Source organism: Halomonas sp. SL1 (assembly GCF_003030865.2).
Classification (GTDB): domain Bacteria; phylum Pseudomonadota; class Gammaproteobacteria; order Pseudomonadales; family Halomonadaceae; genus Halomonas; species Halomonas halophila.
Window position 1 is genome coordinate 19,237 of the sequence record NZ_PYUQ02000016.1, and the last position, 24,923, is coordinate 44,159.

At 66.9% G+C, this 24,923-nt stretch carries 23 protein-coding genes and 1 pseudogene; 11 read left to right on the plus strand and 13 right to left on the minus strand.

Features of this window, described 5'->3' with window-relative positions; all coding sequences use genetic code 11:
* Positions 1-13: 13 nt before the first annotated feature.
* The 4 genes from cobA to C9J49_RS10280 form a co-directional block, all read right to left on the minus strand.
* The gene (cobA, locus tag C9J49_RS10265) at positions 14-889 is read right to left on the minus strand and encodes a uroporphyrinogen-III C-methyltransferase (protein ID WP_246124649.1); all 876 of its coding nucleotides are present in this window, start codon (positions 887-889) and stop codon (positions 14-16) included.
* Between the two features lie 161 nt (positions 890-1,050).
* The gene (locus C9J49_RS10270) at positions 1,051-2,511 is read right to left on the minus strand and encodes a sodium-dependent transporter (protein ID WP_035596014.1); all 1,461 of its coding nucleotides are present in this window, start codon (positions 2,509-2,511) and stop codon (positions 1,051-1,053) included.
* 166 nt (positions 2,512-2,677) lie between these two features.
* On the minus strand, positions 2,678-3,790 hold the full coding sequence (hppD, locus tag C9J49_RS10275) for a 4-hydroxyphenylpyruvate dioxygenase (RefSeq protein ID WP_107182027.1): 1,113 nt from the start codon (positions 3,788-3,790) through the stop codon (positions 2,678-2,680).
* A 216-nt stretch (positions 3,791-4,006) separates the two neighbouring features.
* On the minus strand, positions 4,007-4,336 hold the full coding sequence (locus C9J49_RS10280) for an MTH1187 family thiamine-binding protein (protein ID WP_107182028.1): 330 nt from the start codon (positions 4,334-4,336) through the stop codon (positions 4,007-4,009).
* Between the two features lie 165 nt (positions 4,337-4,501).
* On the opposite strand from C9J49_RS10280, the gene cfa reads away from it, so the two are divergent.
* The 7 genes and pseudogenes from cfa to C9J49_RS10315 all read left to right on the plus strand — a co-directional run bounded on the left by cfa (position 4,502) and on the right by C9J49_RS10315 (position 9,973).
* The gene (gene cfa / locus C9J49_RS10285) at positions 4,502-5,653 is read left to right on the plus strand and encodes a cyclopropane fatty acyl phospholipid synthase (protein WP_107182029.1); all 1,152 of its coding nucleotides are present in this window, start codon (positions 4,502-4,504) and stop codon (positions 5,651-5,653) included.
* A gap of 25 nt (positions 5,654-5,678) precedes the next feature.
* A pseudogene (locus tag C9J49_RS10290) lies at positions 5,679-5,885 on the plus strand (class I SAM-dependent methyltransferase); the annotation flags it as partial.
* Positions 5,857-6,117 carry a class I SAM-dependent methyltransferase gene (locus tag C9J49_RS10295; protein WP_375700487.1) on the plus strand — a complete coding sequence of 87 codons (261 nt, stop codon included), beginning with the start codon at positions 5,857-5,859 and terminating at the stop codon, positions 6,115-6,117. The pseudogene C9J49_RS10290 and the gene C9J49_RS10295, both read left to right, overlap by 29 nt.
* The gene (locus C9J49_RS10300; RefSeq protein WP_375700488.1) at positions 6,089-6,349 is read left to right on the plus strand and encodes a class I SAM-dependent methyltransferase; all 261 of its coding nucleotides are present in this window, start codon (positions 6,089-6,091) and stop codon (positions 6,347-6,349) included. The genes C9J49_RS10295 and C9J49_RS10300 overlap by 29 nt, the downstream gene beginning before the upstream one ends.
* Positions 6,321-6,581 carry a class I SAM-dependent methyltransferase gene (locus C9J49_RS10305; protein ID WP_375700489.1) on the plus strand — a complete coding sequence of 87 codons (261 nt, stop codon included), beginning with the start codon at positions 6,321-6,323 and terminating at the stop codon, positions 6,579-6,581. The genes C9J49_RS10300 and C9J49_RS10305 overlap by 29 nt, the downstream gene beginning before the upstream one ends.
* 495 nt (positions 6,582-7,076) lie before the next feature.
* Entirely contained in the window at positions 7,077-7,943 is an 867-nt protein-coding gene (locus tag C9J49_RS10310; protein WP_237022304.1) for a sensor domain-containing diguanylate cyclase, read from the plus strand.
* Between the two features lie 80 nt (positions 7,944-8,023).
* On the plus strand, positions 8,024-9,973 hold the full coding sequence (locus tag C9J49_RS10315; protein ID WP_107182030.1) for an ATP-dependent DNA helicase RecQ: 1,950 nt from the start codon (positions 8,024-8,026) through the stop codon (positions 9,971-9,973).
* 4 nt (positions 9,974-9,977) lie between these two features.
* On the opposite strand, the gene C9J49_RS10320 is transcribed toward C9J49_RS10315, so the two are convergent.
* Both C9J49_RS10320 and C9J49_RS10325 read right to left on the minus strand, forming a co-directional pair.
* Positions 9,978-10,589, minus strand: a complete 612-nt coding sequence (locus C9J49_RS10320) for a hypothetical protein (protein ID WP_107182031.1) — start codon at positions 10,587-10,589, stop codon at positions 9,978-9,980.
* Positions 10,586-12,148 carry a sigma-54-dependent transcriptional regulator gene (locus C9J49_RS10325; protein ID WP_046080238.1) on the minus strand — a complete coding sequence of 521 codons (1,563 nt, stop codon included), beginning with the start codon at positions 12,146-12,148 and terminating at the stop codon, positions 10,586-10,588. The genes C9J49_RS10320 and C9J49_RS10325 overlap by 4 nt, the downstream gene beginning before the upstream one ends.
* Positions 12,149-12,433: 285 nt before the next feature.
* Between C9J49_RS10325 and phhA the strand changes: the two genes are divergently transcribed.
* The 3 genes from phhA to C9J49_RS10340 all read left to right on the plus strand — a co-directional run bounded on the left by phhA (position 12,434) and on the right by C9J49_RS10340 (position 14,886).
* Positions 12,434-13,264 (plus strand): phenylalanine 4-monooxygenase, encoded by an 831-nt coding sequence (phhA, locus tag C9J49_RS10330; protein WP_046080237.1) that lies wholly within the window; start codon positions 12,434-12,436, stop codon positions 13,262-13,264.
* 92 nt (positions 13,265-13,356) lie between these two features.
* Positions 13,357-13,695 (plus strand): 4a-hydroxytetrahydrobiopterin dehydratase, encoded by a 339-nt coding sequence (locus tag C9J49_RS10335; RefSeq protein WP_035596035.1) that lies wholly within the window; start codon positions 13,357-13,359, stop codon positions 13,693-13,695.
* Positions 13,696-14,886, plus strand: a complete 1,191-nt coding sequence (locus C9J49_RS10340; RefSeq protein ID WP_107182032.1) for an amino acid aminotransferase — start codon at positions 13,696-13,698, stop codon at positions 14,884-14,886.
* A 159-nt stretch (positions 14,887-15,045) separates the two neighbouring features.
* Here C9J49_RS10340 and C9J49_RS10345 read toward each other — a convergent pair whose 3' ends face one another.
* From C9J49_RS10345 to C9J49_RS10355, 3 genes are all read right to left on the minus strand, one after another.
* A complete protein-coding gene (locus C9J49_RS10345; protein ID WP_046080235.1) occupies positions 15,046-16,305 on the minus strand; it encodes a D-amino acid dehydrogenase in 1,260 nt (419 codons plus the stop codon).
* Positions 16,306-16,526: 221 nt separating this feature from the next.
* Entirely contained in the window at positions 16,527-17,807 is a 1,281-nt protein-coding gene (locus C9J49_RS10350; RefSeq protein WP_107182155.1) for an MATE family efflux transporter, read from the minus strand.
* Positions 17,808-17,927: 120 nt separating this feature from the next.
* Positions 17,928-19,757 (minus strand): bifunctional diguanylate cyclase/phosphodiesterase, encoded by a 1,830-nt coding sequence (locus C9J49_RS10355; RefSeq protein ID WP_258393961.1) that lies wholly within the window; start codon positions 19,755-19,757, stop codon positions 17,928-17,930.
* A gap of 198 nt (positions 19,758-19,955) precedes the next feature.
* Between C9J49_RS10355 and C9J49_RS10360 the strand changes: the two genes are divergently transcribed.
* Entirely contained in the window at positions 19,956-20,747 is a 792-nt protein-coding gene (locus tag C9J49_RS10360) for a 2OG-Fe dioxygenase family protein (RefSeq protein ID WP_046080233.1), read from the plus strand.
* A 90-nt stretch (positions 20,748-20,837) separates the two neighbouring features.
* Here the strand turns inward: C9J49_RS10360 and C9J49_RS10365 are convergent, their stop codons facing one another.
* The 4 genes from C9J49_RS10365 to purF form a co-directional block, all read right to left on the minus strand.
* Entirely contained in the window at positions 20,838-21,422 is a 585-nt protein-coding gene (locus tag C9J49_RS10365; RefSeq protein ID WP_107182033.1) for a YceI family protein, read from the minus strand.
* Positions 21,423-21,449: 27 nt separating this feature from the next.
* Entirely contained in the window at positions 21,450-22,028 is a 579-nt protein-coding gene (locus C9J49_RS10370; protein WP_035596049.1) for a cytochrome b, read from the minus strand.
* Positions 22,029-22,169: 141 nt separating this feature from the next.
* Positions 22,170-23,366: an O-succinylhomoserine sulfhydrylase gene (locus C9J49_RS10375; protein WP_107182034.1), complete on the minus strand. Its 1,197-nt coding sequence runs from the start codon at positions 23,364-23,366 to the stop codon at positions 22,170-22,172.
* Positions 23,367-23,378: 12 nt separating this feature from the next.
* Positions 23,379-24,899 carry an amidophosphoribosyltransferase gene (purF, locus tag C9J49_RS10380; protein WP_035596055.1) on the minus strand — a complete coding sequence of 507 codons (1,521 nt, stop codon included), beginning with the start codon at positions 24,897-24,899 and terminating at the stop codon, positions 23,379-23,381.
* Positions 24,900-24,923: the final 24 nt, after the last annotated feature.

Genomic DNA, 24,923 nt, shown 5'->3' on the forward strand with positions numbered 1-24,923 from the left:
CGACCTCCCGCGATCAGGCGCCGTCAGACGCATCGGACGGTGTCGGGTGCTTTCCCTGCAGCCAACCCAGGCTGGCGGCTCGTTCGCTGTCGAACCAGGCCAGCGCGTCATGCAATGTCACCACCGTACCGACGATGATAAGCGTTGGAGGTCGGATATTAGCCAACTCGTCGACCGACGGCAAATCCCCCAGGCTCGCCACGTGGACCCGCTGACGCGCCGTGGTGCCCTGTTCGATCAGCGCCAGCGGCGTGTCGGCTGCCAGGCCGTGGGCGCGCAGCCGCTCGCTGATGATCTCGAGACTGCCGAGCCCCATGTAGAACACCAGGGTCTGGCCGGGACTGGCCAGCGCCGGCCAGTCCAGGTCGCAGCTGCCGTTGCGCAGGTGCCCGGTGATGAAGCGCACCGACTGGGCATGATCGCGATGGGTCAGCGGAATGCCGGCATAGGCGGCGCAGCCGGAGGCCGCGGTGATGCCCGGCACCACCTCCACCTCGACCCCGGCGGCCACCAGGGTCTCGAGCTCCTCGCCGCCGCGGCCGAAAATGAAGGGGTCCCCCCCCTTGACGCGCACGACGCGCTTGCCCGACTTCGCCCAGTCGACCAGCGCCTGGTTGATGCCCTCCTGGGGCACGCTATGGTCGGAGCGCGCCTTGCCGACGTAAAGGCGCTGCGCCTCGGGGTTGGCCAGGGCCAGGATCTCGTCGCTGACCAGCCTGTCGTGCAGGATGATATCCGCGGCCTGCAGGCGGCGCAGCGCCTTGACGGTCAACAGCTCCGGGTCGCCGGGACCGGCACCAACCAGGCTGACGCGGCCCGGTGCCAGCTCGGACGCCGCGGGAGGAAGCCGTAGATCCGGCGTGACGGTCGGAGAAGTCGCGGCGCACATATTCCAATATCTCGATCAAATAAGATTTTATATGCAATAAAGTAATTAATTTGGCGACAAAATGCCACTCCCGCAGCGTCCGGGACGGGGCTTTTTTCCTCGATCAAACGACGCGGCCCCCGCAAGAGCGGGGGCCGCGTGGTCGCCGGGCGTGCTCGCCGTCAGGCGCAGAGCGTACGCTTCAGGCGCGGGCTGGCGAGCTCGCCGATCAGCGTGATCACTGCCAGCGCCAGCAGCAACCAGGGCCACTGCACGCCGAACTCCAGGGTGGCAATGCCCAGGGCATCGAGGAATACCGTCACGATGCCCAGCGGGCTGACGTAACGCACCATGAACAGCCACAGGGCATGCACCGCCGGCGACAGGCCGAGCTCTTCGCGCATGGCCTCGCTGCTGAGCACGAAGCCGGCCAGCAGGGCCACGCCCAGGCCGCCCAGCGGCATCATCCAGCGCGACGTGAGGTAGTCCAGCCAGCCGAAGAAGTGCTTGCCGGCCAGGGTCCACTCGGCCCCGACGTTAAAGGACAGCATCGCCAGGGTGCTGATGATCCACAGCACGATGCCCACACCCCACGCCGCCGCACGACGCGTGATGCCCTTGTTGTCGGTGAGCCAGGAGACCGTGGCCTCGACCATGGAGATCGACGAGGTCAGGGCCGCCATGGACAGCATGACGAAGAACAGCACGCCGAACAGGGTGCCCATCGGCATGGCCTGGAAGGCCAGCGGCAGGCTCATGAAGATCAGCCCCGGGCCGCTGCCCGGCTCCATGCCGTTGGCGAAGATCACCGGGAAGATCGCCAGGCCGGCCATCAGCGCCACCAGGGTATCGGCAACGGCCACGCTGAGGGTGGTACGGCCGATGGAGGCCTTGTTCGGCAGATAGCTGCCGTAGGTCAGGATCGCGCCGGAAGCCAGCGACAGGGTGAAGAAGGCGTGGCCCATGGCGGCCAGCATGCCCTCGCTGGACAGGCTGCCGGCATTGAAGGCGAACAGGAAGCGCAGCGCGTCGCCGAAGCCGCCGGAGAAGGCGCCATAGACGATCATGATCAGCAGCATCACGACCATACCGGGCATCATCCAGCTGACGCTCTTCTCGATGCCGGCCTGCACGCCCTTGCCGACGATCACCATGGTGGCGACCGTGACCAGGGTGCTCCAGAAGCCGAGATTGAGCGGGTTGGCATTGTTGGCGCCGAAGATCGCCGCCATGTCGTCGACGCTGGAGCCGGCCAGGCCGCCAGTCAGCATCTTCCACAGGTAGGAGAACGACCAGCCGGCCACGACCACGTAGAAGCACAGGATCATGAAGCCGCAGAGCATGGCCATCCAGCCGAGCAGCGACCAGGCCGAGGCGCCCCTGGATTCGGCGGTGACGCGGCGAATGGCGTCGATGGGGCTGCCGCGGCCGCGGCGACCCAGGGCGATCTCGGTCATCATCACCGGCACGCCGATGGCCAGGATGCAGGCCAGGTAGACCAGCACGAAGGCCCCGCCGCCGTATTCGCCGGTCATGTAGGGGAATTTCCAGACATTGCCCAGGCCGACCGCGGAGCCGGTCGCCGCCAGGACGAAGCCCCAGCGGCCCAGCCACTGAGTACGGGGTTGTGAGTCGTTAGTCATGTCACACCAGGGATCACGGAACTGTTGTTGTCGCCGCCACGCGGCATGGGGCCGATACAGGGCACCCATTGTGACGGATTTTGTCGTGGTTGGGCAGGGAGACAGCGGATTGTTCTGGTTTCCGTCTCCCCGCCCTGACCGGCTCTCCGGCCGGCCCTTGGCGCTATCAGTCGTCCTTGAGCACGCCGCGACGGATCTGGTCTTCCTCGATGGATTCGAACAGCGCCTTGAAATTACCCTCGCCGAAGCCATCGTTGCCCTTGCGCTGAATGATCTCGAAGAAGATCGGGCCGATCACGGTCTCGGTGAAGATCTGCAGCAGCACGCCCTGATCGGGACCACCATCCACCAGCAGGTTCAGCTCGCGCAGCTCGTCGAGGTTCTCCTCGTGGTTGGGCACGCGCTGATCGACCTTCTCGTAGTAGGTGTCCGGGGTGGTCAGGAACTGGATGCCATTGGCCTTCAGCGCGCGTACCGTGGCATAGATGTCATCGGTGGCCATGGCCAGGTGCTGGATGCCCTCGCCGTTGTATTCGCGCAGGAACTCGGCGATCTGGGAGTTATCGTCGGCGGACTCGTTGATCGGGATGTGCATCTTGCCGCAGGGAGCGGTCATGGCACGGGAGTAGAGGCCGGTCTTCTTGCCGGCGATGTCGAAATAGCGCAGCTCGCGGAAATTGGCCAGCCGGGTGTAAAAGCCGGCCCAGACGTCCATCTGGCCGCGATCGACGTTGTGGGTCAGATGGTCGAGCACCTGCAGGCCCACGCTGTTGTCGCCGGCGCTGCGGCCCTCGATCGGCGCGAAGTCGATGTCATAGATGCTGCGCCCCTCGCCGTCGAGCTTGTCGTCGACGAAGTACAGCAGCGAGCCACCGATGCCCTCGACCGCCGGAATACCGACCTCGCCCTCGCCCACCGGCACGTCCACCGGCGTGGCGCCGCATTCCACCGCGCGGTCGTAGGCCTGGCGGGCATCGGCCACCTTCCAGGCCATGGCACAGGCGGAGGGGCCATGAGCGCGGGCGAACTCGGCGGCATGGCTGCCGGGTTCGGCGTTGAGCACGAAGTTGATCCTTTCCTGCTGGAACAGGAAGACGTTCTTGGAGCGGTGCTTGCGGGTCTCGGTGAAGCCCAGCTGCAGGAACAGGCGACGCAGCGCCTCGATGCCCTCGGCGGTGGGCGCACTGTACTCGACGAAGGCGAAGCCGTCGGTGCCGAGCGGATTGGTGGTGTCGATCTCGGACGCCTGGGCAGGGGTACCTTGGACAGGGGCGTTCATGCAGAACCTCCGGGGTGCTTGTGATTGTGGTCTCCGGGCCTCGGCCCTTCGAGGTGCCCCCCAGACTAGTGCGACCCGCCCCCTGCCGGAATGCGCCGCGACGCCCCGACGCCGCGCCTGGACGGCCCGCCACGGCGCCATCCGTAAATATTTCGTTACACCTCGCCCAAATCCCCGATCTGTCTTGCCGCGGCGGAAAGCTTCACTGACAGGGCGTCAACATTTCGTGACACTCTCGACGTCATCATCGCCCAACAGCCGCTTCACGCTCTCGACCTTGTCATCCATATGCTGCTCCCGGTCGGTCCGCGTGCCGAGCTTGAGCGTCGAGGTGATACGCGGCGCGCCCATCTCATGCACCGTCTCGTGACAGCGCTTGACCACTGCCATGACCTCGTCCCAGGGCCCTTCGATATTGGTGCCATAGGCATGCATCCGATGCTCGAGCCCCGAGGCCTCGATCACTCGCTGACAGGCCGCTACCTGGGGGGAGACGGACACGCCGACCCCCATCGGTACCACGCACAGATCCACGATCACCTGCATTATGCTTACCTCATAAATATTAGCCTGATACAAAAGCCACAGCGTGAGTTGTCAGAAACGCTCATGGCTGATCTATGCTAACGCCTTGTAATAGAACAATCGGCATCACGCCACCTCCCGCTTTCACACACCGGCTGCCCCGACTCTGAAGGATCAGGAGGAACCATGACCAGCGACCCACGTCTCGGCCCCATCGCCCTGCCCGACACCAGAGCCCGACGCGTCTTCGAGAAGCTGCTCGACGGCTCCGGCATTACCCTCAACGGCTCGGCCCCCGCGGACATCCGCGTCTATCATCCCGACTTCTTCTCCCGCGTTCTGCACCAGGGCACCCTGGGGCTCGGCGAGGCCTACATGGACGGCTGGTGGGAGTGCGAGCACATCGACGAACTGGCCCATCGGCTGCTGCGCCACGGCCTGGGCGAACACGCCCAGTCCAAATCAGAACGACTGATGTATCGCCTCCAGTCCGGTTTCTTCAACCTGCAGAGCCGCGCCCGCGCCCATATCGTCGGCGAGGCCCACTACGACTTCGGCAACGACCTCTTCGAACGCATGCTCGATGACACCATGTGCTACTCCTGCGGCTACTGGAAGGACGCCGGCAGCCTGCTGGAGGCCCAGCGCGGCAAGCTCGAGCTCGCCTGCCGCAAGCTCGAGCTGGAGCCCGGCATGCGGGTGCTGGACATCGGCTGCGGCTGGGGCAGCTTCGCCGAGCACGCCGCGCGGCATCACGGCGTCGAGGTCACCGGCATCACCATCTCCCGGGAGCAGGCGGAGCTGGCCCGTCGGCGCTGCGAGGGGCTGCCGGTCGAGATCCTGCTTGAGGACTACCGCGAGCTCGAGGGCCGCTTCGATCGCGTCGTCTCCATCGGCATGTTCGAGCATGTCGGCCATCGCAACTACGCCACCTACTTCGGGACGGTGGAACGCCTGCTCCCCGCCGACGGCCTGTTCCTGCTGCACACCATCGGCTCCAACACCTCCAACATCAGCGCCGATCCCTGGATCAACCGCTACATCTTCCCCAACGGCGTATTGCCCTCAGCCAGGCACATTGCCCAGGCCAGCGAGGAGCACCTGCTGATGGAGGACTGGCAGAACTTCGGCGCAGACTACGACCGCACCCTGATGGCCTGGCTCGAGAACTTCGACGCCCACTGGGACGAGATCGCCGATCGCTACAACGAGCGCACCCAGCGGATGTTCCGCTATTACCTGTCCATCTGCGCCGGCGCCTTCCGCGCCCGCAATCTGCAGCTGTGGCAGGTAGTGTTGTCGAAGGGCCGTGAAGGACGCTACGACGCACCGAGATAAACGCCGGACTGGCGCTGACATCCATGCCGACTACGACCGCACCCTGATGGCCTGGCTCGAGAACTTCGACGCCCACTGGGACGAGATCGCCGAGCGCTACAACGAGCGCACCCAGCGGATGTTCCGCTATTACCTGTCCATCTGCGCCGGCGCCTTCCGCGCCCGCAATCTGCCGCTGTGGCAGGTAGTGTTTTCGAAGGGCCGTGAAGGACGCTACGACGCACCGAGATAAACGCCGGACTGGCGCTGACATCCATGCCGACTACGACCGCACCCTGATGGCCTGGCTCGAGAACTTCGACGCCCACTGGGACGAGATCGCCGATCGCTACAACGAGCGCACCCAGCGGATGTTCCGCTATTACCTGTCCATCTGCGCCGGCGCTTTCCGCGCCCGCCATCTGCCGCTGTGGCAGGTAGTGTTTTCGAAGGGCCGTGAAGGACGCTACGACGCACCGAGATAAACGCCGGACTGGCGCTGACATCCATGCCGACTACGACCGCACCCTGATGGCCTGGCTCGAGAACTTCGACGCCCACTGGGACGAGATCGCCGATCGCTACAACGAGCGCACCCAGCGGATGTTCCGCTATTACCTGTCCATCTGCGCCGGCGCCTTCCGCGCCCGCCATCTGCAGCTGTGGCAGGTAGTGTTTTCGATGGGCCGTGAAGGACGCTACGACGCACCGAGATAAACGCCGGACTGGCGCTGACATCCATGCCGACTACGACCGCACCCTGATGGCCTGGCGCGAGAACTTCGACGCCCACTGGGACGAGATCGCCGAGCGCTACAACGAACGTACGCGGCGGATGTTCCGGTACTACTTGGCCATCTGCGCCGGTGCCTTCCGGGCAAGGAACCTGCAACTCTGGCAGGTGGCATTCTCGAAGGGCCGCGAGGGGCGTTACGACGCACCACGCTGATGATGTAGCCGCGCCGCGGGCGGCGCATGTCCCGGGCTTGTTCAAGCTTGCCCTCTGCACCGACGCCTTCCGGGCAAGAAATCTGCAACTCTGGAAGGCGGCGTTCCCGAAGGGGGCTCGAGGGACGTCACGACGCACCACGCTGAACATCGGACTGGCGCAAAGCGGCGAAACGACGTCGACTATGCACCGGTTCTCCCCTTGCGTGCGGTCTTCCCGATGCGAACAATAGTGCGCTTCCCGGCTCACTGACGCCTGGCTGTCGTCAATTTCCTACAAATGACCAGGTTCTTGACCTACGTCGTATGACCCATGTCGGTCATGGGCGACGTATGTATCATAATCTACTAAATAAAAGTGGCGGGCTCATCCCCTGGACGAGCGCAGCACACGCAACGACAACGACACTCCTGTACGCAGCAGGAACACAATCAGGGAAACCACATGCCTCCCATCGATGTCATGCCGTGCAGGGAACGGCTCGAACCGACGAGGATGCTGGATCTAGCCGATCAGCTGCCCGGGCTGATCTTCCAGCTGCACCGCAGCGCGGATGGCCATCTCCACTTCCCCTTGCTGATGGGCAGGGGCATCCAGCTGCTGGACCTGGATCCGCAACGCCTGGCCGAGAATGCCGAACCGGCGCTGGAACGCCTTCACGACGCGGACTATCCCGGGCTTATGGCAGCCATTGAGCGTTCAGCGCGCTGGGGCTCGCCGATCACGCTCAAGTTCCGCTTCCGGCTCAGCGGCGATCGCTGCCGCTGGATCGCTGCACGCGCCCAGCCACAGCGCATCGAGACCGGCGTGCTCTGGCACGGCATGATGCTCGACATCAGCGAGCAGGTCGCCGAGGAAGAGCGCCTGCGACAGCTTTCAGACAGCGATGCTCTCACGGGGCTCGCTAATCGACGCAAGCTGCTCAGCCGCCTCGAAGAAGAGATTTCGTTGAGCAATCGCCACGCCACGCCGCTGTCGCTGATGATGATCGACCTCGACCATTTCAAGACGATCAACGACACCTGGGGGCATCTGCAGGGAGACGCCACCCTGCGCGAACTGGCCGACTGTTGCAACGCCCTGCTGCGCGAGGAAGACCTCCTCGCCCGGCTGGGCGGCGAGGAGTTCGCCCTGCTGCTGCCCTTGACCTCACAGCGCAACGCCGCCCGGCTGGCCGAGCGGCTGCGCCGCGAGATCGCCGAGCACGACTTCGACGGCCTCGGGTCGGGGCGCATCACCGTCAGCATCGGCATCACCGAACACCGGGTCGGTGACACCCTCGACCACCTGATCCAGCGTGCCGACGCCAGCCTCTACCGGGCCAAGCACCTCGGTCGCAACCGGGTCGTGGCCGGCGACTGACGACGACGCCTCGCGCTCGGGCGAGATCGACGGCCATGACGTGTATCCTGCCCCTCCCATCGACACCGCCCGGAGCCGCCATGACCACCATCGACCAGACCCTCGCCCGGGTCTTCGGCTATCCCGACTTCCGCCCCGGCCAGCGCCCGGTGATCGAGGCGGTGGTCGCCGGCCGCTCGGCCGCCGCGATCTTCCCCACCGGCTCGGGCAAGTCGCTGTGCTACCAGCTCTCCGCCCTGCACCTGCCAAACCTGACGCTGGTGGTCTCGCCGCTGCTGGCGCTGATGCAGGACCAGCTGGCCTTCCTGCAGCGCCACGGCATCGCTGCCGCCAGCCTCGATTCCTCCCAGACCAAGGACGAGGCCCGTGCGGTGATGGATGGCGTCGCCCGCGGCGAGATCCGCATCCTGATGGTCTCGGTGGAACGTCTCAAGAACGAGCGCTTCCGCGCCTTCATCCGCCGCGTGCCCATCTCGCTGCTGGTGGTCGACGAGGCTCACTGCATTTCCGAATGGGGCCACAACTTCCGTCCCGACTACCTGACCCTGCCGGCGACCCGCCACGAGCTCGGCATCCCCCAGGCGCTGCTGCTGACGGCCACCGCCACCCCGAAGGTGATCGAGGACATGCGCCGCCACTTCGCCATCGAGGCCGAGGACGTCACCGCCACCGGCTTCTATCGCCCCAACCTGGACCTGCAGGTGGCGCCGGTGGCGGCCGACGAGCGCCCGCGGCGGCTGGTCGAATGGCTGCGCCCGCGCGTCGAAGGGCCTAGCGCCGGCGCCACCGTGGTCTACGTCACCCTGCAGCAGACCGCCGAGCGTCTGGCCGCCTATCTCGGTGCCGCCGGCCTGCCCGCCGCGGCCTATCACGCCGGCCTCGACGCCGAGACGCGCGCCCGCCGCCAGGACGACTTCATGGCCGGCCGCACGCCGGTGATCGTCGCCACCATCGCCTTCGGCATGGGCATCGACAAGAGCGACATCCGCGCGGTGGTGCACTTCGACCTGCCCAAGTCGGTGGAGAACTACAGCCAGGAGATCGGCCGCGCCGGGCGTGACGGCGCCCCGGCCGAGTGCCTGATGCTGGCCGGCCGCGATCATCTCAGCGTGCTGGAGAACTTCACCTACGGCGACACCCCGGAGCGCGACGCCATCGCTCGGGTGACGTCGACCCTGCCCGCCGCCGGAGAGGACTGGGCCTTCACCCTCAATACCCTCTCGCGGGACAGCGACATCCGCCCGCTGCCGCTCAAGACGCTGCTGGTGCATCTGGAGCTCGAGGGCGTGATCCGGCCGCGCTTCAGCTACTTCGCCGAATACCGCTTCCGTCTGGAGGAGCCGGCAGAGGCCCTGGTGGCTCGCTTCCAGGGCGAGCGACGGGCCTTCGTCGAGGCTGTCCTCGAGGCCTCGGCGAAGGCGCGCACCTGGTACCGGATGGATCTCGAGGCCCTGGCACGGCTCGGCGCCGAACGCGGCCTGGACACCTCACGCCAGCGGGTGATCACCGCCCTGGACTACTTCGCCGACAAGGACCTGATCACGCTGGAAAGCAAGCAGATGACCGAGGTCTTCGAGGTGCAGCGCCCCGTCGACGAGGCCCTGATCGCGCGGCTGCACCAGGCCTTCGTCGACAAGGAGCGGGCCGAGATCGAGCGGCTGCACGCCATGCTGGCGCTGTTCGAGGGCGAAGGCTGCCTGACCCGGCGGCTGGCGGACTGGTTCGGCGACGCCGCCGCCCCCGAGCGCTGCGGGCACTGCTCGGGGTGCCGCGGCCAGATCGCGTCGCTGCCTTCCCCGCCGCCACCGGCGCCGCTTGCCGCGATGGACGCCGCCGCCCTGACCGCCCCGCTGCGCGAACGGCTCTCGGCCGCCGGCGAAGGTGAGGCTGCCACCGCGACGCTGCTGGCCCGCTTCCTGTGCGGGCTGAGCTCGCCGCGGCTGACCCGCCACAAGGCGCGCCAGCTCGACGGCTTCGCCACCCTGGAGGCCTATCCCTTCGGCGAGGTGCGCGACTGGCTGTCCCGCTGATCGTTCACGCTCGCCGCCGCATCAGCGACAGCGTCGCCAGATGCACCGGCAGATAGAGCGCCAGCGGCCAGACCAGCATCAGCGCGATCACATAGAGCCCGTCCGGCAGCCAGGTCTGGGCGCCGCCGAAGGGGCCCTCGACCCAGTTGACGTTGCGATGGGGATCCGTGAGCCACCAGGCGGCGAGGATCGCCGCCCAGGTCAGGGCGGTCTGCCAGGCCAAGGCCGTGCGATCGAAGCCCAGCCTCACGACAGCGAAACCGGCCACCAGCGGCAGCACCAGGTGGTAGAGCGACAGCAGCCGTACCGACAGAGGAATGCCGGCATCGAACATGTACTCGGTGCCGCCGATGGGATGCCAGCCGCTGGCCCAGGCGACACCGGCATCCAGCGCCCACAGGCTTCCCACCAGCGCCGTGGCCATCCAGGCCATGGAAACAAGCCGGCGGCTCTCGGCCCACAGCCCGACCAGCAGCAGGAAATTGGCCAGGTTGCACAGCCACAGGTAGTTCTGGATCCCGATGCGCAGCGCCACCGAAGGCGCCCAGAACAACATCCACAGCGTGAAGGCCACCTTCAGCCAGCGCGGTAGCCGCCCTCGCCCGTCGGTCCTCATCCGTCCTCCGAACCGATCCCGTGGCGCTTGAGCTTGTTGGCGATGGTGGTATGCGAGACGCCAAGGCGCTTGGCCAGCTGGCGGCTGGAAGGATGCTGCGGATAGAGGCTCGACAGCACCTGGCGCTCCACCTCGCCGAGGATGTCGGCCAGCGATCCGTCGAGATCGACACCGGCGAGCCCCGGCGCCCGGCCCACCTCGGGCAGGCGCAGATGCGCCGGCTCGATGACGCCGCCCTCGCACAGCGAGACCGCCTGGAACAGCACGTTCTCCAGCTGGCGCACGTTGCCCGGCCAGTGATAGGCCGACAGCCGCGCCACCGCGGCCGGTGACAGCTGCGGCATCGGGCAGCCGATCTGGGTGGCGGCGCGGTCGATGAAGTGCGTCGCCAGCGCCTCGATGCCGTCGAGGCAGTCCCGCAGCGGCGGCACCTCCAGGGTCAGCACGTTGAGGCGGTGATAGAGGTCCTGGCGGAAGCGCCCCTCGGCGCACAGGCTCGGCAGATCCTGCTGGGTGGCACAGATCACTCGCACGTCCAGGTAGGTTTCCTCGTCGCTGCCCACGCGACGGAAGCCGCCGTCCTGCAGGAAGCGCAGCAGCTTGACCTGCATCCGCGGGCTGGTCTCGCCCACCTCGTCGAGGAAGATGGTGCCGCCGGCCGTCAGCTCCAGCAGCCCCAACTTGCCCTCCGGGCGCGCGCCCTCGAAGGCACCCGGCGCATAGCCGAACAGCTCGGTCTCGGCCATGGATTCCGGCAGCCCGGCACAGTTGAGCGCCATGAACGGCGCCTGCCCCCGCGGGCTCGCCAGGTGGCAGGCCCGGGCCAGCAGCTCCTTGCCGGTGCCGGTCTCGCCCTGGATCAGCAGCGGCGCATCCAGCGGCGCCATGCGTCGCGCCTCGCCGATCAGCGCCTCCAGCCGGGGGCTTGCCTGGAACAGCGACTCGAAGCCGCGCAGCTCCTGGCGCTGCACCTGATAGATGCGCTCGCCGATGCGATCGGCGCGATGCAGGGTGACCACGGCGCCGGCCAGCGAGGCCACGTCCGACTGCTGCTCGCGGTGCAGAGGCGAGATGTCGGCCAGGTAGACGGTGTCGCGCAGCTTGACCCGCAGCCCGTTGACCCGGGCGTTATTGCGGCGAATCAGCTCCGGCAGGTCGAGATCAGGCAGATAGCGGTCCAGCGACAGCCCCGGCACCTCGTCGACCCGCACGCCCAGCAGCTGCCCGGCGGCGCGGTTGGCCGCCACCAGATGCCCCTCCATGTCGATCGACATCACCGGTTCCGAGAGCGACGACAGCAGGGCGTCGAGCTCCAGGTGGCGCCGCTCGCTGGGCATCAGGCTGACCCGTCGCACGCCGAACACCCCGGGCACCTGTTCGAGCTCGGGCTTGAGCGTGGCCAGCTGGGCGTTCAGCAGGTGGGGCACGTGCAGGTAGATGGCGTTGCCGTGTTCGCCGCCGACCTCGCCGTGGGCCACGTTGAGTCCGTAGTCGGCGAAGTGGGCCACGATATCGCGCAGGATGCCGATGCGGTTCTGGCAGTGGAATCTCAGACGCATGAAAGGCTCGCAGGTCGAAAAAACGAACCGGGCCGCAGAAGGTTGTCAGCCCGGCGTGACTCATCTGTAAAGATAGCGTGACAATAAGGCCGCCGCGATGCCGATTCCATGCGCCTTTGGCCGCATCATGCCGGCCAAGACGCCCGACTGTCATGGATTCTTTACAACCAAACGCCTTGCGAACGCCCTGGATCGTCCGCAGAACGCCCCTCTCACCCCGTCCCCCGCCTAGACTGCGGTCATCCCCTTGAGGCCACGACAATTCCAATACCGACGGGAGCAACCATGAAGGCTCAAAGCGCCCCCAAGAAGACCGCCTATCAGGCCAGGATGCCGGACGACAACGGCCATATCGCCTGGAGCGAACAGGAAAATGCCACCTGGCGCACGCTGATGGAGCGCCAGGTCGAGCTGCTGCCGGGCCGGGTGTGCCAGGAATACCTCGACGGCATGGAGCGCCTGGCGCTGCCCGTCGAGCGTATCCCCCAGCTCGCCGAGGTCGACGCCGTGCTGCGCGAGGCCACCGGCTGGGAAACCGCCCAGGTGCCGGCGCTGATTCCCTTCGATACCTTCTTCGAACTGCTGGCCAATCGCCGCTTCCCGGTCGCCACCTTTATCCGCACGCCGGAGGAGCTGGACTACCTGCAGGAGCCGGACATCTTCCACGAGATCTTCGGTCACTGCCCGATGCTCACCAACCCGGCCTTCGCCGAGTTCACCGCCACCTACGGCCGCCTGGGCCTCGAGGCCACGCCCAAGGAGCGCGTCTACCTGGCCCGACTGTACTGGATGACCGTGGAATTCGGCCTGGTCGACACTCCCGAGGGGCGGCGACTGTATGGCGGCGGCATCATCTCCTCGCCCAAGGAGACCCTGCACGCCCTGTCCGACGCGCCCGTTCACGCGCCCTTCGATCCGCTGGACGCTCTGCGCACGCCCTACCGGATCGACATCCTCCAGCCGCTGTACTACGTACTGGATAGCCTGGAGACGCTGCACGAGCTGTCCGGCCGCGACATCATGGGCATGGTCCACGAGGCCATGGAACTCGGGCTGTTCGAACCGCGCTTTCCGCCCAAGCCCAAGCCAGTGCCGGCGGAGACCGCCAGCGCCTGACGCCGACGCCTTGGCATCGGCCCTTTCATGAGCGGCCGATCGCCACCACGACAACAACTCTATACCCCGCAACGAGCCAACGAGGAGTCATCATGAGCGAACTTTCCGAACAGCAGTGCGAGGCCTGCAGCTGGGACGCCCCCCACGTCACCGAGAGCGAAATCGAGCAGTATCGCCGCGACATCCCCGAGTGGCAGATCGTCGAGCGCGATGGCATCATGCAGCTGGAGCGAGTCTTCACGTTCCGCAACTTCCGACAGGCCCTGGCGTTCACCAACCGGGTCGGCGAGATCGCCGAGGAAGCGGGTCACCACCCCGCCCTGCTGACCGAGTGGGGCAAGGTCACCGTGACCTGGTGGTCCCACGAGATGAAGGGCCTGCACAGGAACGATTTCATCCTAGCCGCCAGAACCGACGAGGTAGCGAAGTAAATGTTCGAACAGATTGAGCGGGTTCCCGGGGATGCCATCCTCGGGCTCATCGAGGCCTTCAAGAAGGATACCAACCCCCAGAAGGTCGATCTCGGTGTCGGCGTCTATCGCGACGCCCAGGGCAACACCCCGGTGATGCGCGCGGTCAAGGAAGCCGAGGCCCTGCTGCTCAACAACGAGACCACCAAGACCTACATCGGTTCCCACGGCGCCCCGGCCTACGGTGAAGTGGTGCTGCCGATGGTGCTCGGCCAGGGCTCACCGGTGCTCGAGGCCGGTCGCGCCAGCGCGACCCAGTCTCCCGGCGGCACCGGCGCGCTGCGCCTGGCGGCGGACTTCATCGCTACCCAGCTGCCCGGCAAGGACATCTGGGTCAGCGACCCGACCTGGCCGAACCACCTCGGCATCTTCCCGGCGGCCGGTCTCACCCTGCACAAGTACCCCTACGTCGACGCCGACAACCGCCTCGACTTCGACGGCATGCTCGGGGCCCTGAAGCAGATCCCCGAGGGCGACGTGGTGCTGCTCCACGCCTGCTGCCACAACCCGACCGGCTTCGACCTGTCCCGGGATCAGTGGAAGCAGGTGCTGGAGGTGCTCAAGGAGCGCAAGCTGCTGCCGCTGGTCGACTTCGCCTATCAGGGCTTCGGCGAGGGCCTGGACGAGGATGCCTTCGGTCCGCGCCTGCTGGCCGAGAACCTCGATGAGGTGATCATCACCAGCTCCTGCTCCAAGAACTTCGGCATCTACTGCGAGCGGACCGGCTGCCTGATCATGGTCGCCAAGAACGCCGAGCAGATGGAGAGCGTGCGTTCCCAGGTGGCCATCGTCGCCCGCGAGAACTACTCCAACCCGCCGGCCCACGGCGGTGCCATCGTCTCCGAGGTCCTGCACTCCGACGAGCTGACCGCCGTCTGGCGCGAAGAACTCACCGAGATGCGCGACCGCATCAACACCTTGCGGCGCGACTTCGTCGAGGCTCTGAAGCCGTACGGCCTGGACGAGAAATACGCCCACGTGGCCGAGCAGCGCGGCATGTTCTCCTACACCGGACTGACGCCGGAACAGGTGGATCGCCTGCGCGACGAGTTCAGCATCTACATGGTGCGCTCCGGCCGTGCCAACGTGGCCGGCTTCTCCCACGAGAACCTGCCCTACCTGGCCAAGGCGATCGCTGCGGTCAACGACTGATCGGCTGACGCCGTTCGGCAGAAAAGCGCCCGGGCCTGATGGCCCGGGCGCTTTTTTGTGCCTCGATGCCATGATCCGCCCGCGCCACGGCCGCCCGATACGACGACGGCCCGCGCCAAGGCGCGGGCCGTTCTCGATCAAGCAGCGTACAACACCGCGTCAGGCGGCGTAGCGCGAAACGTCGAGCCCCTGCGGGTCGATGCGCGGCGATTCCGCCCCCATCAGATCGGCCAGCAGCTGGGCGCTGCCGCAGCTCATGGTCCAGCCCAGGGTACCGTGGCCGGTGTTGAGCCACAGGTTGTCGTAGCGGGTGGCGCCGATGATCGGCGTGGAATCCGGCGTCATCGGCCGCAGGCCGCTCCAGAACTCGGCGCGGTCGACGTCGCCGCCCTCGGGGAAGACATCGCGCACCACCATGTCGATGGTCGCCCGGCGCTTCTCCGGCAGGCTCAGGTCGTGGCCCGCCAGCTCGGCGGTGCCGCCCACGCGGATGCGGTCGTCGAAGCGCGAGATCGCCACCTTGTAGGTCTCGTCCATCACCGTGGACTGGGGCGCCCCGCCGTCGTCGACCACCGGCACGGTCAGGCTGTAGCCCTTGACCGGGTAGATCGGCAGGCGGATGCCCAGGTCCTTGACCAGGAACGGCGAATAGCTGCCGAGGCAGACCACGTAGGCGTCGGCGGTGAGCTCGCCGGCGCTGGTGATCACGCCCTCGATGCCGGCATTGCCGCGGCGGATGCGCTGGATGTCGACACCGAAGCGGAAGCTGACGCCCAGGCGGTCACGGCAGTAGTCGGCCAGGCGATTGGTGAACAGATGACAGTCGCCGGTCTGGTCGTCCGGCAGGTGCAGGCCGCCGACGAACTTGCCCGGCACCCGGGCCAGCGCGGGCTCGACCGCAGTGATCTCGCCGGCGCCCAGCAACCGATGGCGCACGCCGCAGCGCTCGAGCACCTGCATGTCCTTGGCCACGGCCTCCACCTGGCTGTCGTGACGGAACAGCTGCAGCAGCCCCTTCTGACGATCCTCGTAGCGGATGCCGGTCTCGGCGCGCAGGGCGTCGATGCAGGCGCGGCTATGCTCGGCGATGCGCACCATGCGCTCCTTGTTCACCGCATAGCGCTCGGGATTGCAGTTGCCGAACATCTTCATCATGAAGCGGGCCATGGTCGGGTCCATGCGCGGCTGGATCTTCAGCGGCGCATGCTCCTGGAACATCCACTTCACCGCCTTCTGCGGGATGCCGGGCGCGGCCCAGGGCGAGGAGAAGCCAAACGACACCTGACCGGCATTGCCGTAGCTGGTTTCCATGGCCGGTGCCGGCTGGCGATCCACCACGGTGACCTCATGGCCCTGACGGGCCAGATAGTAGGCGCTGGTGACGCCGACCACACCACTGCCGAGAATCAATACCTTCATGCCGTCCTCTCCCCTGATCGTCTTGTTGGATCGCCCTGCCATCTGCGGGAACGAGACCGCCCGGGCCAGGCCCGGGCGGTGCGTTAAGACGAGTATAGGAGAGGCCAATCAGATGATTTTCCTTTTATTTACCCACCAACCTAATAGAACATTCAAATAAACACCATATATTGGGTGTTAATTAAACAAAAACCACCATAAACAGAAAAAACCACTACCCGTCATCCGGCCGCCTGGCGCCGCGGGCTGGCGAGGGTACGACGCAGCAGTCCCCAGGCCGCCAGACCGGCCAGCAGATTGCCCAGTGCCGCCCCCAGCGCCAGGCCCGGCAGGCCGCCCAGCCAGGCGCCGAGCCCCAGGCACGGCAGGTAGAACGCGAACAGCCGCGCGGCGGACATCATCATCGCCCGCAGCGGCCAGCCCAGCGCATTACCGGCGGAGACCACCAGCATGCAGACCCCGAGCGCGGCATAGCTCGGCGGCAGCCAGTGCAGCAGCACCGTCAGGTCCTCGCTCACCTCGGCGGAGCCGGCCAGAGCCGCGGCCACCCAGGGCGCGGCCAGCGCCAGCCCCAGCCCCAGCCCCAGCTGCCAGAGCACCGCCACCTTCAGCGCCAGGCGCATCAGGCGGTGCACCTGCGGCCAGTCGCCGGCGCCGTAGCAGCGTCCCAACCAGGGCGGCAGCGACATGGTCATCGCCAGCACCGCCATGAGCGACAGGGTCTCCAGGCGACTGGCCAGGCCCCAGGCCGCGACCTGGGACTCGCCGAGCCGGGCCACCACCGAGATCGCCAGCATCGCGGCCAGCGGCGGCATCAGCTGGCTGATCATGGCCGGCCCGGCGATGCCCAGGAAGGGCCGCAGCGACAGACTCGCCTCCTCCCACAGCCCGCCGGAGGCCAACCAGCCGGTGCCGGCCAGGCGCATCGCCATCACGCCGAGCCCCACCAGCATGGCCAGCACCGTGGCCCAGGCCGCGCCCGGCAGCCCCAGGCCCTGCCAGTTGCCGACCCCGAAGATCAACAACGGATCCAGGAGCAGGTTGGCCAGGCTGGTGATCACCATCAGCGAACCGGGCAGGCGCGTGTTGCCGTGGGCGCGGAACAGGCTGTAGCCGAAATACAGCACCGCCCCCGCCCAGGCGGACAGCAGCTGGGGGCCCCAGTAGGCACGGATCAGCGCCAGAGACTCGGTTTCGGCACCCAGCCGCCGGAAGATCGGCGCCTGGCCCAGCCACAGCCCCAGCCCCAGCAGCGCGATGACCAGTGCCCCCACCACCAGCACCAGGCTGCCAAGGCGACGGGACCGCGCGGTCTCGCCGGCCCCCAGGGCCCGGGAGATCAGCGCGGCGATGGCGATGCCCATGCCCACCTGGACGCCGATGATCAGGAAGGAGAGCGGCAGGGTGAAGGACTGGGCGGCCAGCGGCGCGGTGCCGAGCCTGGCCACGAAGGCGCTGTCGATCAGCTGGAAACCCAGCAGAGACAGCACGCCGATGGCCATGGGCCAGGTCTGACGCCACAGCGTCACACCCAGCGAGGAAGAGGTAGCGTCGTTTCGCAACACAGGGACTCCGCGGGAATCGTCGAGGGCGGCCCATTCTACGCGAAGTTGCGACCCGTCTCAGGGGGCGTGCTCGAGCTGGCCGAAGAGCAGCCGCTGCACCTCGGCCACCGGCAGCGGCCGATGGAAATAGTAGCCCTGGACCAGATCGCAGCGCATCTCGCGCACCAGCGCCAGCTGCTCGCCGGTCTCGACGCCCTCGGCCACCACCTCCAGCCCCAGCCGATGGCCGATGAAGACCGCGGCCTCCATGATGGCACGATCCTCCGACTGCTGGGGTGCATCGCGAACGAAGGAGCGATCGATCTTGAGCGCGGTAACCGGAAACAGCTTGAGGTAGCTGAGCGACGAATAGCCGGTGCCGAAGTCGTCGATGGCGATGCGCACCCCGCGGTGATAGAGGCGCCGCAGCCGCGTCAGCACGGCTTCGTTGGCCTCGATCAGCACGTTCTCGGTCAGCTCGATGCCGATGTCCTGAGGCTCGAGCCCGTGGCGCGCCACGCAGGCCTCCAGGCGCTCGAGCGTCTCCGGCGCCCGCACCTGACGCCCCGACAGATTGATGTCGATGCGCAGCGCCTCGACCCCCGCCGCACGCCAGGCCGCCTGCTGGCCACAGGCCTCCTCCATCACCCAGTCGCCGAGCCGTTCGATCAGCCCCGAGCGCTCGGCCAGGGGAATGAACTCGGCGGGCGAGACCGCCTCACCGTCGGCCGGCTCCCAGCGCAGCAGCGCTTCGAGATTCTCGATCCGGCCGCTCACCGCCGACACCTGGGGCTGATAGTGCAGGCTGAGCTCACAATTGGCGATGGCGTGCTCCAGCCGTTCGGCGAGCCGATGCTGGCGCACCAGCTCGTCGTGGAAATGCTGCTGGAAGCCCTGCAGGGCGCCCTGACCATCCAGCTTGGCGCGGTTCTTGGCCACGTCGGCGTTGCGGATCAGCTCCCAGGCCACCCGGCCGTGATCCGGGAAGGCGCTGAGCCCGAGGCTGGCAGTGACCGGGCGCGCGATGCCGTCCACCTCGAAGGGCCGGTCGAACGCCGAACGGATGTGCTCGACCACCGTGCGGCACGCTTCCGCCTCTCCCACGCCGGGAAAGGCCATCACGAACTCGTCGCTGGAAACCCGCGACATCAGGTCTCCGGCCCGCTGGCGATGGCGAAGCCGGCGTGTCAGCTCGATCAGGATCTGGTCGCCCTGGGCATAGCCGAGGGCATCGTTGATCTCGACGAAGCGATCGATATCCAGGTAGAGCACGGTCAGCGGCCGCCCTTGGCGCCGGCAGCGGTCGAGCAGCTCATCCAGGTCTGCCTCGAAGGCCTGACGATTGGGCAGGTGCGTCAGCTGATCGAAGCGGGTGGCGAAGGCCAGATCACGATGGGCCCGCTTCTGGTCGGACAGATCGACGTCGACGCAGAACATCAGCGGGTTGTCGGTGTGCTCGCCGAGCATCACGTGGTGGGAGAACACCGGTACCGGTTCGCCGCTGCGGTGGCGCAGCTCGAGCTCTTCTGCGGGAATTTCCTGGCCCTGCTCGACCCAGGCCCGGTGAGCCTCGATGACCGGCTGACGCATGGGACCGGGAATGATCAGGTCCTCGAGCAGGCGCCCCATGGCCTCCTCGGCCGGATAGCCGTAGAGCCGGACGCTGGCCTCGTTCCAGTAGATGACCCGACGCTGCCGGTCATAGCCCTGCACCGCCACGCGAGGCAGGCTCTCGAGCAGGCTGCGGAAGCGCTGCTCGCTCTCCTGATAGCGGCGCTGGACGAGGGCCACGTCGATCTGCGCGGCGTCCGAGCGGCGCTCGACCACGCGATCACACGCCCGCCCCAGCCAGCGCAGGATCCGCTGCCACGCGGCCTTACCCCGCTGCCCGCGATGAAACGGCCTCATGTGATGCGCCGCCCCACCAGCCTCCGATGTCTCCGGTCACTCAAGTGCACCTCCACGCGGCCCGATGAGCGGCCTCCACGACTGACCACCACTCCTGCTTTGACATTCTGAAACATTCCGACTCATTTGCTTACTGTTGACGATTTTTCTCGTCAACGGAAGCCCATCCCATTCAGACGTCAATCAGGAGAAAGTCTCATGAAACTCGACACCCTTAAATATGGTTTCGATCACACCACCATGCCAGCGGACCCGATGGCAGACTACTGGCCCCACGGCGTACAGGAAGACCTGGCCCGACAGGACTGGGCCCTGACCGAGCTGCATTCGGCGATCGACCTGGAAGCCTGGCAGGGTTTCACCGCCGACCTGCCGCGGGACCCCTACGTCAACCAGCGCTGGAAGCGGATGTCATGGCTGGCCCTCGACGCCGAGGAGCAGGTCAAGGACCTGGGCCACTGCCCGATGGCCCAGGGCGGCGCCTTCAACGACGCGGACAGCATGGCCGACCGGCTGCGCTACTACGAGCCGCTGACGCCCGAGTTCCTGGGCCGTGCCGACGTCCGCGCCTTCGTCCGTGCCTGGGCCCGGCTGTGGGGCATCCGGCCCGACGAACCCATCCTGATGCAGATCACCGGGGTGCGCGGCGAGGGCCACCTCGACCCGCTGCAGGGCCAGGGCATCCACGCCGACGGCTGCCAGGCGCTGAGCATCCTGGTGCTGAGCCGGGACAACGTGCTAGGTGCCGACAACCATCTCTATGCCGACAAGGCCGGCACCCGAGAGCTGGTGACGGCAACCCTGAGGCCGGGCGAGATCCTGCACCTGCGCGACGACCGGCTGTTCCACGGCGTCGACACCCTCAGCCAGCGCGACCCGTCGCAGCCGTTCGAGCGCTTCATCATCATCATCAACACGCGCTTCGTGGATGCCTTCCAGAATCGCATCCTGAGGCGCCACTTCCCGCAGGCGGTGCTCCATCAGTCATGATCCCGGCGCCCGCCCTGCCTGCCTGAAACGCAGCGACCCCGGCCACTGGCCGGGGTCGCTGTTTCACCGTATCGCCCCGGGGGCGATGCGTTACTGGCGAATGCCCTCGAAGGTCACGTACAGCTCGAGCTCGTGCATCGACTCCGGGAACTGCGACATGTCGATGCCGTAGTCGGAGAGCGTCAGGGTGGTGGAGCCCTCGAAGCCGGCGCGATAGTTGCCCCAGGGATCGTCGCCCTCGCCCAGCAGAGTCACCGGCATCTCGATGGCCTGGGTCTCGCCGTGCAGGGTCAGATCGCCGGTCAGCACGCCCTCGCCCTCGCCGGTAGGCTCGAAGCCGGTGGAAGCGAAGCTCGCGGTGGGATATTCGGCCGCGTCGAGGAAGTCATCGCTCAGGATGTGCTTGTCGCGCTCGGCGTGGTTGGTGGTCAGGCTGTCGACCTCGACCTCCAGGTTGGCGGATGACGCTTCCGGGTTCTCGGGGTCATAGCTGAACCCGCCGTCGAACTCCTCGAAACTGCCCAGGATGTAGGAGAAACCCAGGTGGCTGATCTTGAACTGCACGAAGGCGTGCTGGCCGTCGATGTCGATGGCGTAGTCGGCAGCCTGTGCCTGGGCGAGCGGCACCAGGGACGCGGCGGCCAGGGCGGCGGTCAGGGCGGTCTTCTTGTACATCGCTAACTCCTTGCGTGACTCGATGGGTCAGTGGGAAGCGGACCCGCCACGGCGGCGAGCCCGAGTGTAACGAGGCGTGAGCATGCGCATCAGGGTGTCGTGGCGATCGACCCAGTGATGCTTGAACGCGGCCAGGCCATGCCCACCGGCCAGCACCATCAGCGCCAGGGCGGCGTACCAGTGCACCGTGCCGGCGAGACTCGCCTGGTTGGGCAATCCGGTCATCAGCGCCGGCACCTGGAAGAGCCCGAACACATCGATGCCGGCGCCTTCCGCGGTGGAGATCAGATAGCCGCTGACCAGCACCAGCAGCATCAGCGCGTAGAGGGCGATGTGGCCGACATGGGCGGCCAGGCGTTCCAGACGCGACCCGGGCAACGATGGCGTCGGCTGAACGGCGCGCCAGACGAGACGGCCCAGGGTCACGGCGAACACCAGCATGCCGAGGGAACGATGCCACCAGGGCGCGAGGTTGTACCAGGCATCGTAATAGCCGAGCCCGGTCATCCACCAGCCCAGCACGAAGAGCCCGACGAAGGCCAACGCGCTCAGCCAGTGCAGCAGGATGCTGGTCCATCCCCAGCCGGTCGAAGTGTTACGCCACATGAGCGCTCCCGAATGCGTGTCACGGAGGAAGCAGACTACCCGAGCAAGGCGGGCGATTCCGCTGAAAAAAGATGAACGCTTCGTTCGGAAATTCCGCATGCCGCCCCGCGGCGGCATGCGGAGGAAGCCGATGACGCCCGGCTAGATCAGGGCATCGAGGCCCCGCGCCAGGTCGGCCCGGATGTCGGCGATGTCCTCGAGCCCCACCGCAATGCGGATCAGACCCTCGCGGATGCCGGCAGCGGCTTTCTGGTCGTCGGAGAGGCGGCCATGGGTGGTGGTACCGGGATGGGTGATGGTGGTCTTGACGTCGCCCAGGTTGCCGGTGATCGACAGCATCCGGGTCGCGTCGATGACCGACCAGGCGCCCTCACGACCGCCCTTGACCTCGACCCCGAGCACCGCACCGAATGCCTTCTGCTGACGCGCGGCCAGCTCATGCTGCGGATGGCTGGCCAGCCCACTGTAATACACCCGTTCCACCGCCGGATGCGCCTCGAGCCACTCGGCCAGCTGCAGCGCATTGGCGCAGTGGGCCTTCATGCGCAGCCCCAGGGTCTCCAGGCCCTTGGTGAAGATCCAGGCGTTGAAGGGACTCATGCAGGGCCCGCAGGTGCGCACCACCCCGAAGACCTCCTGCAGCAGCGCCTCGGGGCCGACCACGGCGCCGCCAACGGCACGGCCCTGGCCGTCCAGGTACTTGGTGGCAGAGTGAATCACCAGATCCGCCCCCAGCGCGATGGGCGTCTGCAGCGCCGGGGTCAGGAAGCAGTTGTCGATCGCCAGCCAGGCACCGTGACGATGCGCGAGCTCGGCCAGCGCCGGGATATCGCCCACCTCGGACAGCGGGTTGGACGGCGTCTCGGCGAACAGCAGCCTGGTGGCCGGCGTGATCGCCGCTTCCCAGGCCGCCAGGTCGGAGAGCTCGACGTAGCGGGTGGTGATGCCGAACTTGCCCAGATACTTGTCGAACAGGCTGACCGTGGAGCCGAACAGCGAGCGGGAGGCGACGATCTCGTCGCCGGCCTGCAGCAGCGCCAGGGCCGTGGACAGGATCGCCGACATGCCGGAGCTGGTCGCCACGCAGCGCTCGCCGCCTTCCAGGGCGGCGAGGCGGCGCTCGAAGGTCTGCACCGACGGGTTGGTGAACCGCGAGTAGACGTTGCCCGGCTCCTGGCCGCCGAACTTGCGCGCCGCCTCGGCGGCACTGCCGTAGACGAAGCTCGAGGTCGGAAAGATCGGCTCGCCGTGTTCCTGCTCGGCGGTACGATGATGCCCGGTGCGGATCGCCAGGGTATCGAGCCCCCAGTCATCCGCCGGGTTGGATTCGTCGTGCATGGCGCCTCCCTGTCAGTCGGTGTCGTCTTCCTGATTGTGCATGCCCACCAACGCGTGGTCACCGGCGCTCTGCTCCGACTTGGCATCGTCGTTGCGGCTGGCTTCCAGGGCGGCCAGATAGGCGTCGTCGATGTCGCCGGTGATGTAGCGGCCATCGAACACCGAACAGTCGAACTCGTCCAGGGCCGGATTGATCTCGCGACAGGCGGTCTTCAGATCCTCGAGGTCCTGATAGATCATGCGATCGGCGCCGATCAGCTCGCCCACCTCGGCCTCGGTGCGACCGTGGGCGATCAGCTCGCTGGCCGCCGGCATGTCGATACCGTAGACGTTCGGGTAGCGCACGGGCGGCGCCGCGGAGGCGAAGTACACGTTCTTCGCGCCGGCCTCCCTGGCCATCTGGATGATCTGGTTGCAGGTGGTGCCACGCACGATGGAGTCGTCGACCAGCAGCACGTTCTTGCCCTCGAACTCGATGTCGATGGCATTCAGCTTCTGGCGCACCGACTTCTTGCGCTGGGTCTGGCCCGGCATGATGAAGGTCCGCCCGATGTAGCGGTTCTTCATGAAGCCTTCGCGATAGGTCACCCCCAGGTGCTGGGCCAGCTCCAGGGCCGAGGTCCGCGAGGTGTCGGGGATCGGGATCACCACGTCGATGTCGTGCTCCGGCCACTCGTGCTTGATGCGATCGGCGAGCTTGCGACCCATCGCCATGCGGGTGCCGTAGACATAGGCACCGTCGAGCAGGGTATCCGGGCGCGCCAGGTAGACGTGCTCGAAGATGCAGGGCGCCAGGCGCGGCGCGTCGGCGCACTGCTGGGTGTGGATCTCGCCATCCATGCTGACGAAGATCGCCTCGCCCGGGGCCAGGTCGCGATGCAGCTCGAAGCCGCCCACGTCCAGCGCCACAGACTCGGAGGCGATCATCACTTCCTGGCCTTCACCTTCATCACGGCTGCCGAACACCACCGGGCGGATGCCGTTGGGATCGCGAAAGGCCACCATGCCCACGCCGTTGATGATCGCCACCGCGGCGTAGCCGCCCAGGCAGCGACGATGCACGCGGCGCACGGCGTCGAAGATGTCGCCCGGCGCCAGGTGCGGCCCCTGCTTGCCCAGCTCGTGGGCGAAGACGTTGAGCAGCACCTCGGAATCGGAGCTGGTGTTGATGTGACGCAGGTCGGAGGAGAACAGCTCCTGCTTGAGCTGGTCGGCGTTGGTCAGGTTGCCGTTGTGGGCCAGCGAGATGCCGTACGGCGAGTTGACGTAGAACGGCTGGGATTCCGCCTCGCTGGAGGAGCCGGCGGTGGGATAGCGCACGTGGCCGATGCCCAGGTTACCCTGGAGACGCGCCATGTGACGGGTATGGAAGACGTCGCGCACCAGACCGTTGCTCTTGCGCAGCAGGAAGCGACCGTCGTTCCAGGTCATCATGCCGGCGGCATCCTGGCCTCGGTGCTGGAGCACCGTCAGGGCATCGTAGATCCCCTGGTTCACCGCCTGCTTGGCCATCAGGCCCACGATACCGCACATTACACCTTACCTCGCTTGCCTTGG